At 62.7% G+C, this 12,952-nt stretch carries 9 protein-coding genes and 3 tRNA genes (1 of these 12 cut by a window edge); all 12 read right to left on the reverse strand.

Features of this window, described 5'->3' with window-relative positions; all coding sequences use genetic code 11:
* Positions 1-10: 10 nt before the first annotated feature.
* Complete coding sequence (locus B2994_RS02250; protein ID WP_291526778.1) at positions 11-1,123, reverse strand: LacI family DNA-binding transcriptional regulator; 1,113 nt, start codon at positions 1,121-1,123, stop codon at positions 11-13.
* Positions 1,124-1,188: 65 nt separating this feature from the next.
* Complete coding sequence (locus tag B2994_RS02255; protein WP_291526779.1) at positions 1,189-2,637, reverse strand: tagaturonate reductase; 1,449 nt, start codon at positions 2,635-2,637, stop codon at positions 1,189-1,191.
* 96 nt (positions 2,638-2,733) lie between these two features.
* Positions 2,734-3,951, reverse strand: coding sequence for an FAD-binding protein (locus tag B2994_RS02260; RefSeq protein ID WP_291526780.1), 1,218 nt, complete (start codon positions 3,949-3,951; stop codon positions 2,734-2,736).
* A 498-nt stretch (positions 3,952-4,449) separates the two neighbouring features.
* Positions 4,450-4,620 carry a 50S ribosomal protein L33 gene (rpmG, locus tag B2994_RS02265; RefSeq protein WP_003814458.1) on the reverse strand — a complete coding sequence of 57 codons (171 nt, stop codon included), beginning with the start codon at positions 4,618-4,620 and terminating at the stop codon, positions 4,450-4,452.
* Between the two features lie 51 nt (positions 4,621-4,671).
* Positions 4,672-4,745, reverse strand: a tRNA-Met gene (locus tag B2994_RS02270).
* A 6-nt stretch (positions 4,746-4,751) separates the two neighbouring features.
* A tRNA-Thr gene (locus tag B2994_RS02275) sits at positions 4,752-4,823 on the reverse strand.
* 1 nt (position 4,824) lies between these two features.
* Positions 4,825-4,906: transfer RNA gene (locus B2994_RS02280), tRNA-Tyr, on the reverse strand.
* Positions 4,907-5,055: 149 nt separating this feature from the next.
* Positions 5,056-6,783 carry a rhamnogalacturonan acetylesterase gene (locus B2994_RS02285; RefSeq protein ID WP_291526781.1) on the reverse strand — a complete coding sequence of 576 codons (1,728 nt, stop codon included), beginning with the start codon at positions 6,781-6,783 and terminating at the stop codon, positions 5,056-5,058.
* A 152-nt stretch (positions 6,784-6,935) separates the two neighbouring features.
* Positions 6,936-8,153 (reverse strand): Ldh family oxidoreductase, encoded by a 1,218-nt coding sequence (locus B2994_RS02290; RefSeq protein ID WP_291526782.1) that lies wholly within the window; start codon positions 8,151-8,153, stop codon positions 6,936-6,938.
* 179 nt (positions 8,154-8,332) lie between these two features.
* The gene (locus B2994_RS02295; RefSeq protein WP_291526783.1) at positions 8,333-9,085 is read right to left on the reverse strand and encodes a GntR family transcriptional regulator; all 753 of its coding nucleotides are present in this window, start codon (positions 9,083-9,085) and stop codon (positions 8,333-8,335) included.
* Positions 9,086-9,322: 237 nt separating this feature from the next.
* Positions 9,323-12,574 carry a glycosyl hydrolase 115 family protein gene (locus B2994_RS02300; protein ID WP_291526784.1) on the reverse strand — a complete coding sequence of 1,084 codons (3,252 nt, stop codon included), beginning with the start codon at positions 12,572-12,574 and terminating at the stop codon, positions 9,323-9,325.
* A 114-nt stretch (positions 12,575-12,688) separates the two neighbouring features.
* Positions 12,689-12,952, reverse strand: the 3' end of a protein-coding gene (locus tag B2994_RS02305) for an ABC transporter substrate-binding protein (protein WP_291526785.1). 1,062 nt of this gene lie beyond the right edge of the window; the window shows 264 of its 1,326 coding nt (coding positions 1,063-1,326); its start codon lies beyond the right edge, outside the window — the gene reads right to left on this strand; it ends in the stop codon at positions 12,689-12,691.

Raw genomic sequence — 12,952 nt, forward strand, 5'->3', positions numbered from 1 at the left:
GGGACAGCACCTAGCGTACGGTGCTGCCGCGCAGCACAAGAGCGGAGGGAATGCGGAAGATCTCGGATTCCGGGCGCCGGCCGTCAAGGCGGGCGAACAGCAGGCGAGACGCCCGCGCAGCCAGAATCGGCAGCGACACGCGGATCGAAGTCAGCGTCGGTTCGCTCACACGGGCCACGATATCGTCGTCAAAGCCAATGATCTGATAATCTTTCGGCGCCTCCAGACCAAACCGTCGCATCGCGGCCATGAAGCCAATGGCCATCAGATCGTTATGCGCGATAACCGCATGGGTGGGATGCTGCATGAACTTGTCGGCAAAGGCAAAACCGCCTTCGAATGTGGGAGAGCCGGGCCACAGCCTGCGCACTTCCATGCCACGGGCTTTGCAGGCCGCCGCGATGGTGTTCCAGCGCACGCCCACGGACCATGAGGAAGCCGGACCGTCGAGATAGGTGACGCCGCCCACGCCGTTGGCGTGCAGGCATTCAATGGCCTGTCGAACGCCGGGCTCGTTATCGATCAATACGCTGGGCACACCGCGCACCGCGCGGTTCACCACCACCACCGGACGAGACTGGGCGCATTTGCGAATCATGGAATCGGGCATACGGGACGAGGTCAGGATCACCCCGTCCGCGTAATTCATCACCTTATCGAAGGCCGCGCGCTCCAGCGACGCGTTCTCACGCGACTCCGACACGATCAGCGCCAGACCATGATTCGAGCATTCGCGCTCCACGCCGCGGATGATATCGGAGAAGAACTCGTTGGCGATGTCGGGCACGATGATGGCGATCAGCCCGCGCCGGCCACGACTCGGCACGGTTTCCACCGGTGCGGCATGATAGCCCAGCTGGTCCGCGGCGGCGAAAATACGCCTGGTCGTGGCGGCGCTCACACGGTCGGGCCTGGCGAAGGCGCGGGACACGGTGGACGGCGACACGCCGGCGAGTCTGGCCACATCGCGAATGGTCACCCTGCCGCGCGCGCCAGAGTTCCCGGCATCGGCGAAACCGTCGAGATCGCCATCGAGATCATTGGGATTGTCCGAATCGTTCGGATTGCCGCCATCGGCCACCCCGTTGATTCCTCCGTCGCAGGCACTTGCCATTCCACTCATACCGCCCATTGTACGGACGGCTTTGCCCGGGAGCGCCCGGCATCGAAGCGCGGGCAAGCCGCGAATCAGGCGAGCTCGTCGATCAGCGGCTGGATGCCGCCGTTCTCAATCTGACGGATATCGGCCGCAACCAGATCAACCAGGCCATCGATCTCGGTCAGATCCGCGCCCCACAGCGAGGCGTCGGCCAGAATGACGGAAACAAAGGAGGGGCGGTCGGCCGCGGCGGCCTTGAACTTCGCCACCACGTCGTCGGAATCGTTGACGTTCACCTCGACCTTGGCCAGACCGCCATACGTGGCAAGCAGCGCCGCCAGCGCCAGCACGATGCGCCTGGGCAGACCGTTGCCGGCCTTCACGTTGGCATACACATTCGGCAGCAGGCGGGCCGTGAACTTCGACACGGAATTCAGGCCAATGGCGTCCAGTGCATGCTTGACAAAGGGGTTGGCATAGCGTTCGCACACGGCGGAGGCGAAGGCGTTGAGCTCCTCAGCCGGCAACGTCAGCACCGGAATGATGTCCTCGTGCATCTCCTTTTCGATGAAAGAGCGCATGGTCGGGTCGTTCATCACTTCGCCCACGGTGGTGAAGCCGGCGAGGCGAGCAACCTGGGCCATGGTGGTGTGGGGCCCGTTGAGCAAGTAGACCTTACGCTCACGGTACGGCTGCACGGCGTCGGCGGTCACCAAATCGATGCCCAGCTTTCTGGCGGGCAGCAGCTCATTGACCTTGGCCTGGGCTTCCCTGGTGCCGGCGACGGCCCACAGCAGGAAGGGCTCGGCCTTCACCATGTTGTTATCCTCGTAGCCGAGCTCGTCCCACAGGACCTCGGCATTGTCGCGCGGATAGCCCGGCACAATGCGGTCCACCAGCGTGGAGACGAAGGTGTTCTCGTTCTTCAGCCATGTGACGAAGTCCTCGCCATAGCCGAACTTTTCGGCCGTTGCAACCAGGCACTTCTCAAGGGCCACGCCGTTGTCGGCGATCAGCTCGCACGGCACGATGAGGAAGCCCGGCAGCCCTTTATCGAAGCGGCGCTTGAGCAACTGGGCGAGCTTGCCCGGGTAGCTTTTGGACGGGGTGGCGGCGGGGTCGTCCTCATCGGAGAGCGCAATGCCCGCCTCGGTGGTATTGGAAACGATGATCTGGGTGTTAGGATCGTCCGCGAGCGCAAGATACGCCTCAAAATCCTCGTACGGGTCGACGGTTTTGCCCACCGAGTCGATGAGTTCGCGGGACTGCACCTCACTGCCGTCCTTCAATCCCTCGAGAATCACGGTGTACAGGTCATCCTGCCGGTCAAGATCCTTGACACGTCCGAAGGGCAGCGGCTGCACGATCGCAACGTTGCCGTTGAACAGGCCGTTGTCGTTGAGCTGTTGGACGATCCAGTCCACGAATGCACGCAGGAAGTTCCCCTCGCCGAACTGGATGAGCTTGATCGGACGGTCGGCGGCGTCGGCCGTGACGAGCCCCCGCTCGATGGCTACCTTGGCATTGAGCTTTTCCATGACTGTATTGTTCCTTTCGTCTGGTGCTCCAAGGCTAAGGCCCCATCCCCGCAGACCGGCAACCGGTTGCCAGTCGTTGCAGCACGGAAGGACACGCTACCGCAGATCCAAACCGATAACCACCGGCTCGGGAACGAGACGAATACCGAATGCAGCCTCCACTCCGTTCTGAATCGCCGTGGCCAGCGCAGCCACGTCAGCCGCCGTGGCGTCCCCTCGATTCGTCAGGGCCAGCGTGTGACGAGTGGACAGCGACGCGGGTGCGTCGGCAGCGGACCGCCCGTCAATGGCGAAGCCTTTCGGGAAGCCGGCATGGTCGATCAGCCAGGCGGCCGACGTCTTCATGCCGGGCCTGCCATCGGACAGGGCGACCTCGAATCGGGGCGCATCCCCGGGCAGACCGGACAGCGCCGGCGAGCCGACGGGAAGCATCGGATTCATAAAGAAGCTGCCGCAGCTATGACGGTCAAAATCCTCCGCCGAGCTGCCATTCGCATCGCGCAGCGCGGCCATGGCGGCGGCGATATTGGCCTCACGCTTCATACCGGCCATGCCGGCCGAAGCATAACGGTTCGGGTCCTCCAACATGCCCTTGGCGGCGCGCACGCGCAGCACGGCATCGCGAATAGCCTCGGTTTCCAAGCGGTCCCCCACCGCAACGTCCAGCGCCTTGGCGAGCTGCCCGAATCCGACCACACCGGTCGCGCTGTGCCGCAACGCCAGCGTAACCGACAGCACCACATAGCGCGGCGTGGGGAAAAACCGGTCCGACGGCACGGCGGGCGCGGCATACATGCTGCGCTTGAGCACTGAGGTGCGATAGCCAAATTCCATCTCGCCGCCGGTCAGCTCAAGAGTCTTCTTCTCCTGGCGGTCCCACACCTCCACGGACTTAACGACATCGCCGACCTCCTGGCCGTACGCGCCGATATTCTGCACCACCGACGCACCCACCGTTCCGGGAATGCCGGACAACCCCTCAACGCCCTCCAGGCCAATGCGCACGCAGAATTCCACCAGATCATCCCAGTTGACGCCGGCTTCGGCGTTCACATGTACCAGACGATCGCCGCCCTCCACCGGCGCAGCCTCGTCGGGCACGGTGATGAGCTTGCGGGTATCGCGCACCACAAGTCCCCTGAAGTCATCATCCGCGGCAAGCGTGTTCGAGCCGCCTCCAATCACATATAGCGGCAGGCCGCGCTCATCGGCATCCTCAACGGCCTCAATCACTCCCACACGAGAATCGGGCTCAACAAAACGGGCGATGCGACCGCCCACGCCAATGGTGGTGATGTCTGCAAAGGAAGTCATGCGGCCCACCCTACCGCATGATTTCCCTGCATTCCAAAGATCCAAGCAGCCTGTGTGTCACACACAAGCCGTGCCGCGGCGCGCGCCGACAGCCCATGCGGACCAAAACCGGAATGACGAAAGGGTCTAAAGAGTCCATTTTCGATTCTTTCACATTCGTCCTCTCGCAAGCAAAAGGTCCAACGATTTACATCGCCATATCGCCGGCATATGGGCTCCCCCAAGCCGGCAAAATGTGAAAGAATCGAAAATAGACTCTTTCACATTGAGACAAACCCTTAGCTAGCAGCAATGACCAGGCGAACGGTAATCAATCAGGCTCGCCAAGTCTCAGCGTATGGCGCCGACACAGAGAGGACGGATTACGGCGCGGCACAGCCGTGCGATTGACGGGATTGGCGAGATTAACGACGCGCCCGCTCCTCCGACACAGCGGAAAAATAAAAACCCGGCCAGTGGCCGGGTCTGAAAATCTATCGCCGCTTTCGCAGCGTTCACTCAGCGAGTCTCGCGGTGAACGGTCTGCTTGCCGCAACGAGGGCAGAACTTCTTGAGCTCAAGGCGGTCAGGAGTGTTACGACGGTTCTTGGTCGTGATGTAGTTACGCTCCTTGCACTCAGTGCACGCCAGGGTGATGCCCGGGCGAATATCGGCGCTCTTGCTTGCCATCTCTAGTCACCTCATGTGTTCGTTGGTCACCGAGGCAAACCTCGGCCTTTGTAGCGAGGAAGAGACTCGAACTCTTGACCTTGCGATTATGAGTCGCACGCTCTAGCCAGCTGAGCTACCCCGCCATGGAGAGCCCCGAGTGAGAATTGGACTCACGACCTCTTCCTTACCAAGGAAGTGCTCTACCACTGAGCTATCGGGGCGTGGCGGATAGTGGATTCGAACCACTGAAGCACGAAGCGGCTGATTTACAGTCAGCTCCCTTTGACCGCTTGGGAAATCCGCCATTGCCGCACTCGACCAAGGCCTTGAACGGCAACTTGGCTATTGTGCCACGAAAATTCAGCAAACGCAAATTCGCGACACGCGGGGAGCAATGCCGGAATTTCGCCGTTATGCAATCCCGGCACACAAACGGCCAAGAAAATCGGCAGGCTAGTTCACGGCATCCCGATCTTTCAGTTCCTCGGCATCGCCGAGCAGGGTCACCGAAACCGGGGCGGGGTCAATGCCATAGCGCCCGGCGTTGGCCGACAAATAGGCAAGTGCGGACGGGGGAATGGTCGGAGTCTCCGGGTCCTGCCGGGGCGCCTCCTCCTTCGTATACGCGATCAACGCCACGGCATGTCCGGCGGCAAGCGCCTCGGCGAGTTCGGGCCGCGCCTTCACCACCGGCTCGGGGTCGATGGCCGGACCAACATACAGCGCCACATCAAGCGGGCGACGGGCGACGGCGGCCGACTGACCGGGCCCGGACGGTTCGTCCGCCGCCCGCCGATCCTCTCCCCCGCCGGCCTTCGAAATGGGGATCAGCAGCATCACCTTGCGGAACGGCGAAATATCGCCGTCGATATACGGCTCGGCCGTGTATTTGAGGTACAGCGGATTGAGATACTGGTCGACCACCAGCTGCGGACGGTCCCCGCCCATTGCACGCGGCGGCAGCGGCCACTCGCCGAATCCGCCGGTTAGATGCCCGGACAACGCCCGATACGCCTCGGTTTCCACGTCATCCTGGCCAGTCCAACCGCCCAGCACCCGCCGGATCTCACCGGCTACGAGTCCCGCCACCGCATAAGCGCCGACATCGTGCAGATGCGTGCGGTCACCGGCATGGAACAGCGGTTGCGACGGCTTGTCGCCAGCCTTCTTCAGCATGGCCATACTCAGCGCATGCAGGTCAAGCACAGGCACATGCCGCCGCTCACCCAAGTCGGTCACGGCCTGCGCCCAGTCGCGCAGCAGGTCGTTGTAGCCGCCATCGGCGTTCCAAGTATTGCGCGCCAGCGACGTGACCAGCACCGGGTGCACGCCGGACTGCCGAGCCTCGGCGATGTAGCGGTCAAGTTCGCGCCAATAGCCGCCGCGCGCGTCAAGCTCGGGCTGCTTCTGGTCATTGTGACCGAATTGCAGCAGCAGATAGTCGCCTGGTCTCCAGTTCGAACGCACCGGATCGTAGTGATGCCCCTCGCGGAAACTCACCGACGTCAGGCCGGACCTCGCATGGTTGCAGACGGCGATGCGGTCGTCGAGATATGCGGACAGCGCAGCCCCCCAACCGCAATAGGTGTCGGACGGCGCGTAGGGATATTGGACGCCTTCGTTCGTCACCGTGGAATCGCCGGCGATCCACACCGTGGGCACGCGCGAATCGGCCGGTTCCACCGTCACGGATACGATACGGGCGTGGGTGGCGACCACGGCGAGCATCACCGCGCGCACAGGCTGCACATCGGCGAACGGGCGGGCCACAAAATCCGACACCGGCACCATCGCCGACACGGTCAACATGGCGTGCGGATCGACGGAGGGAAACGCGCCGCGAAACGCCAGCTGGCGGTTGTAGTCGAAGACCAGCACGCCGCGTTCGTCCAGACCGGCGTCGGATACGTCGCCATAGCGGGCATCGTATCCATCGTTCGCAATGGTCAGATTCACGTGGTAATTGCCTTGCGCCGGCACGTCGATGTGAACCAGCAGCGGCAGGAATCCGCTGGTCTGCCCGTATCGGAATTCGTCATGCTCCCTGTACCAGGCGGCCGGCTCGAAACCGGCGTTCAGCTCAGCGCCCTGCGGCACCGCGCCCGCCGCACGCACGGCACCGGTGATCAGGCCGAAGCCACGTTCCGGCGTATAGTCGCCGTTGATGCGATATGTCGTCATTGAACATCTCCCTGCAGCTCTTGCGTACCTTGCATCATAGCCCCACAGCGGGAACGGCTGAAACGACGGGAACAGCGTCGGCAATGGCGGCAAACCCGCAAAAACTGCGGGGACGAGGTTTCGACGGCCCGGTGCGCCACCTGGCGGCAAGCCTAATCCAGGATGCCGTCGTAGCTCACGCCAAGCCCGTCGGCGATGGCCTTGAGCTCGGACACCGTCTTGTGGTACAGCGGCACGCCGTTCTTCCGGCGGTCAGCGTAGGCGGCGGCCTCCTTATCACCATGGACCAGCACCTTGCGACCGGGCACGGCCGGCAGCGCGCGCACCTCGTCGAGATATGCCGAGAACCGCTTCCTGATATCCTCCGGATCGCCGTAGATCTTCGGGTCGACGGCCATGAACGCGTGGCAGATGCCGTTCACCGGATCGCCTTTGGCCGTGCTGTCGGTGGTGGCGCCGCCGGAGACGATTGCGGTGAAGAACTCCACCAGTATCGAGAAGCCGTAGCCCTTGTGTCCGCCGGTGTACTCGGTGTTGCCACCCACCGGCACAATGCCGGCCTCGTTGTTGTAACGCAGCAGTCGCGCCAGCGCATCGGACGAATCGCGCAGCGGCTGATTCTCCGGGTCCACCACCCACGTGGCCGGCAGTTCCTTGCCCTGCTTGGAATACAGTTCCACCTTGCCATAGGCGACCACCGAGGTGGAGGCGTCGAAGAAGAAGGGGTGCGGATCGGCCGGAATGGCCACGGCGATCGGATTGGTGCCCAGCCAGATTTGCCGCGCGTACAGCGGCAGTACGATGGGCTCGGTATTCGTCATGGAAATGCCGATCAGACCTTGCTCGGCGGCCATATTGGCGTAGTAGCCGGCGGCGCCGTAATGGCAGGATCGGCGCACGGAGGCCATGCCGATGCCGGTAGCTTTCGCCTTTTCGATGCAGGCGTTCATGGCGTCGACGCCGTTGAGCTGTCCCATGCGACGATGTCCGTCGATGATGCGCGAAACCGGGGTGTCGAGCACCACTTCGGCCTGGGCGCTCGGATCGATTTTGTTGCCCATCTGCGAGGCATAGAGCTGGAAACGCTGCAGTCCGTGCGAGTCTATGCCGTGCAGATCGGCGAATCCGAGGGCGTCCGCCACGGTGTAGCCCTCTTCTCGCGCATACCCCCAGGCGACCATAATGTTGGCGATGAGTTCTCGCAATGCGGCGGGATCGTAGCGGTGACGATCCTCCGCGGATTCCGGCGTTTCCAGGGCAAACGGGTTCAGGACCGTGCCGTTGTTGCCCTTCGCGCCATCCTTGCCCTCCACACCGGCGTTGCTCTTCGCCCCGTCGTTCCGTGTCGGCGAATCGGTTGTTGTCGTCATTGGAATGCTCCTCCGTTCCTCTGCTCAGTGGCGTGCATCGCCGCGGTGCGCTCCGCCACATCTCTGATATATCAGTTGATATATCAGAGAATACCGGGCTGGGAGCACTACCGGTAGGCCGTTGCCATCAATTGCCTCCACTACGGTCCGCAACATTGCGCACCGAAATATGCGCGGACTCAGGCAGTGAAGAAATCCTGGCGCATGGCGGCTATCCTGAGATACCCCTCGCGGGTGTTCTCCAAATGCAGCCGAACCGCCTCGCACGCCGCATCCGCATCGTCGGCAAGCAGAGCGTCGATAATGGCGATATGCTCCCGGTACGACATCACAATGCGTTCGGGCGCCAAGGCCGAGAAGAACCGGATGCGCTGGCTCTGCGCCATCAGCCTCGTCATCAGGTCGATGAAATACCGGTTGCCCGAAGTCTGCGCAAACGACATATGGAATCGAAAGTCAAAATCATCCTCGATCGTATCGGCCTGCTCGCCGCCACCGGACACCCGTCGGTTCATCTCGTCACGGAACATCATCAGCGTCGCGCGGTCCAGCGCGGCATGACGCAGCGCCAGACGAATGCAAGCGGGTTCGATCACCAGCCTTGCGTCAAGCATCTCATTCATACCGGCCAGAGAAATCCGCGCCACCGCAATCCCCTTGCGGGGAAACACCCTGAGCAGGCCCTCGTCGGCCAAGCGGGCGATGGCCTCGTGCACTGGCGTGCGGCTGAATCCCAAATCTGCGGCGACGGCCTTCTCATCCACCATATCCCCCGGACGCGCCTCGCAAAACACAATGCGACGCCGCAGGAACCGGTACGCCACCTCGCTTTTGCTGGTCTGTTCGCCGGTCATGAGCACCTCTTCCTCCGCCGCGTCCGAACTCGCGTATCCGCCATCATTGTAGCGATCGTCATATGCGCCGACCGCCATCGCGCACTCGACATGCGGACGGATTGCGCATAATAAGACGCTACGATTCTGGCAACATAATCAAGTGCCGCGATTCTGCCAAATTTGGCAGAATCTGCCACTGAGACTTGATTTCAGGATCCTTAATCGCAAGATCGGCCAAATTTGGCAGACTCGCGACGCGACACTAGGCCGAAGCAGATCTCAATGATGCGAACTATATTCAGCCAGCACAGCTCAAGCTCACAGCTCGACAGATCACAGTTCGGCAGGCAACGCTGCGGGAGCCACCGCATACGACCCAGCCTCGCCTGCAATATTGTTCGGCGACTCGGCCGGACCGGTCAAACCGTCGCCCAAGGCACCCGGAATCGTCTCGATCGTAATGGCGGCGTAGGTAACCGACGCGTCGGAACGATATACCACCAGATCATGCCATCCGGGACTCGGCACATCGATCTCGAAATCGATCGGCTCAACCATGCGCATGATATTCGATGCCCAACGCGGACCACGCCAACGATATTCGCCTTCCAGCTGCGCCCACGCAGGCACTTGGCCGTCCACTCCGATGGCAGTGCGACAGGTGAATGGCGGTTCCTCCTCGTAGTCATAGTCGCCGTTCCTGATGTAGTCATCGCAACCCGGCCCCTCGTTCAGCGTGGGAATGCGCCAGAACACGCCATGGAACCTGCCCGAGGAATTGAAGCGGACATGATAGACGGCCTGCGCGGAGTCGGCGAAATCGGCCGGTGCCACACGATCGGCGGAATCTGGGAACGCCTTGAGCGCACCCACGCGAGAACCCAGCGAATCCACCGGCGCCCAGAACGCACCGTCCCTGCCGTCACGCAACGCGCTGACATGCGGGGCGTCGATGACGACCAGACCGGAGGACTCCACGAATGAGGGTCCGTCGAATTCCACGGCACGCGGATCGACCGACACGGTGAAATCCGCAACCGTCACATTACCTTCGGTCAGGATCTGAATCGAGCCAGTGATCGGGGCGACGGTTTGCGCCAGCTGGCCAACATCCACCGACACCAGCACGCGCGTTTCGGCAGCGACCTCGCCGCCCGCGCAGGAAAGGTTGATCCACGAATTGGCGACGGCCCTCCAGGCGACGGGTCGCCCGCCACGATTGAACACGTCGAAGTAATGCCGCGCGGCCGGCGCAGCCGCATCGAAACGCAGCACGCCCACGCCGGCGGTCCAACTACCCTCCAGACTGGCACCGAGCCGCAACGCCGCGGGCGCATCGTCGTCCAGAGCGGCGACGGGGGCGAATTTGGACTCGTCCAGCACCAGAATGCCCTCGTTGCTGTTGTAGGGATCGCCGGAAACCGGGTGACCATAGCCGATGGCATGATCCCACTTGCCGTCGTTGATGGCCCAGAAGCGCCGCTGCAGCACGTCAAGCTGCGCGGCAGCCGCCAAAGACAGTCTGCGGTAGGCGGCGGCCGAGTTGGCGCGCCCCTGCGCGCGGGCCAGCCGATACTTCCAGAAATACGCGTATTCACGTGCCACGGCGGCATAGGAATTCACATGATGCCCGAGCTCAAGGTAGAGCGCATCGCGCTGTGGACCGGCCAGTCCGTCGCCGATGCGATTCACCGCAGCCGCCAGCGCATCGCAGCGCTCGACCAATCGCAGCGCCTCGTCGCCATTGGACACCGGGGAGAACGGATACTCCCATTCGCGGTTGAACCCCACGGAATCAGTGGAGACGGGATTGGCCACGCCAAAGAACTCGGCGCGCTTGGTGCCACAGAGCTTGGAATAGTCATCGATCACACCCGCCAGTTCGTCCGCAGTGTCGGCGTCGACATGCACATCGCGGCGCATATGGTCGGCATAGGCGGCCGGCAGACCGGCGGCATCGATCGACTCGGCACGCCAGGCGATCTTGGCATAGAGCTCCAACCCCAGCGCCCCCGGGGTGATGTCACCCACGTTGAGAATCCAGAATCCGCTGGCGCCGGTGAAATACGCGCGGCGCAGTTCCTCGACCATCAGCGAGTACTGGATCGAATTGAGCCACAGCCAGCTCTTCGGATACCCCCAGTACGAAATGTGGTAGTACACGCCGGAGCCGCCGCTGCGCGCACGCTCCTCAGGGGCGGGGATCTGACGCAGATAGCCGTAATTGTCCTCGGCCCACATCAGGATCACGTCGTCGGGCACGTACCGTTTGAGCCCGTGGTTGTAGAGTTCGCCGATTTCCTTGTAGGGCACGAACACCTGGGCGACCGCATCCTCGGCGCCGAACACCTCGGCGATCAGGCGGCGCTGCTCTCGGATCACGTCGGCCATCATGGCCACTTCGGTGCCGAAGGTCTCGCTCAGGTCGGCGCAACGGTAGGCGCCATCGTGAATGCCGCGAATGCCCAGCGGGTAGATGTTCTCGTAGTTCCTGTTGCGCTCCAGCGCGCCCTTCCAGTAGTCGAGGATGGCGTCCTTGTGGCGCGTGTAGTCGAAGGCGGCCACCGCGTCGTCGCCCTTCCAGTCATAGTCGTTCCGGTGCTCTTCGAACCACGGCTTCCACTCGCCCACGTTGTTGCGCAGCAGCATCTCGCAATGCGACGCGGAGACGACCACGCCGTAGTTGTTGGCCTCGTCGGCGTTGATCGGCGTGCCGTCGGGGGCGATCGCCTCGTTGAACGCGGCGGTGCCGGGATGCATGGCCGGCCAGATGGCGTTGAGCTTGAGGCGCAGCATCAATTCGAACACATGACGGTAGAAATCCACGTTCGGCGCGGAATGCGCGGACGGAGACGCCGGGAACTTGCGGTTGCACCATTCGATGGTGCGTTCCTCGTCGTTGATGAAGATGCCGCGGTATTTCACATCCGGGCCCTCATCGATCACCGGCGCGCCGAACAACGCGTCCGCATTGATCGGTTCGCCCTCGTCCAGCACGCGCACCGGCGCGTCGGCATACCAATACCACGGTGAGACGCCGAGCTTGGCGCTGACGGAGTAGATGCCGTAGATCGCGCCGCGGGCGTCGGATCCGGCGATCACGAGCGCGCGGGCGACGCCCAAACCGGGAAACGGATCGTCCACCAGTTTGACGGCGTATGCCTCCCAGTTGCCTTCGATATCCTCGGCCTCGTCAAAACGACCGGTTTCTATCACCGCATCGATCAGCCGGCTTTCGCCCAGCACGCCCACGATCACGGCGAACGGCAGTCCGTCGGCACCGCCCACGCCGTTCAGAGACTGGACGCCGTCCGCCATGACGAGATCCGGCACCGCGGCGCCGCGCGCACCCCGGGACGCTGCGGCCAGGCGGCGTACACGATCCCCGGTGGAGTCGACGAACTCGCGCTGCACTGCACGGTAGTCGACGACGCCGGTGATCATCGCCACATCCTGGCGCAGATCGGTGACCGCGCGCATCACTTGCCTATAGGTACGGCTTGCAAAACGGCCATTGCCGTACGCTCCATCAACGATGACGGGAGCGGCCTTGACCCCGTCGAACAGCGTGCTTGCAGCAGTCATTCTTCGTCAAACTCCTCTGGTTGCCGGATTGCCTGAAAATAATATTGCCCGTTCCCGCGCAACTTCACGACGGAATTGCCGTTTGTTGACGAGGACGGGCATGGCCGGAAGCAATCAGGCGGCGTTGTCGATTTCCGTCTGCACCTTGGCGATCATGTCCTTGGCGGCGTCAGCGGAGCTGATCTTGCCGAATACCACGTCCTGCATGTAGCGGGTGAGCACATTCTGGATGTCCGAGGCGCCATTCGGGGTGATTTCAGGGGCGTCGCCCAGCGAATCGGCAATGGTGTCGGTGAACTCGAGGGCGAGCTTGTCGGTGCCAGCGGCTTCCTCGGCCAGCATCTTGCGCACCTTGTTGTTGGCCGGGATGCCGCGCTC

It is taken from the genome of Bifidobacterium sp. UBA744, from assembly GCA_002298605.1.
Lineage (GTDB): Bacteria > Actinomycetota > Actinomycetes > Actinomycetales > Bifidobacteriaceae > Bifidobacterium.

Excerpts from the sequence above, each read along its gene's own strand:
- rpmG (WP_003814458.1), bottom strand. The coding sequence starts at position 4,620 with ATGGCAAGCAAGAGCGCCGATATTCGCCCGGGCATCACCCTGGCGTGC.
- B2994_RS02295 (WP_291526783.1), bottom strand. The coding sequence starts at position 9,085 with ATGGCGGTCGGCGCATATGACGATCGCTACAATGATGGCGGATACGCG.
- B2994_RS02300 (WP_291526784.1), bottom strand. The coding sequence starts at position 12,574 with ATGACTGCTGCAAGCACGCTGTTCGACGGGGTCAAGGCCGCTCCCGTC.
- B2994_RS02255 (WP_291526779.1), bottom strand. The coding sequence starts at position 2,637 with ATGGAAAAGCTCAATGCCAAGGTAGCCATCGAGCGGGGGCTCGTCACG.
- B2994_RS02290 (WP_291526782.1), bottom strand. The coding sequence starts at position 8,153 with ATGACGACAACAACCGATTCGCCGACACGGAACGACGGGGCGAAGAGC.
- B2994_RS02260 (WP_291526780.1), bottom strand. The coding sequence starts at position 3,951 with ATGACTTCCTTTGCAGACATCACCACCATTGGCGTGGGCGGTCGCATC.
- B2994_RS02285 (WP_291526781.1), bottom strand. The coding sequence starts at position 6,783 with ATGACGACATATCGCATCAACGGCGACTATACGCCGGAACGTGGCTTC.
- B2994_RS02250 (WP_291526778.1), bottom strand. The coding sequence starts at position 1,123 with ATGAGTGGAATGGCAAGTGCCTGCGACGGAGGAATCAACGGGGTGGCC.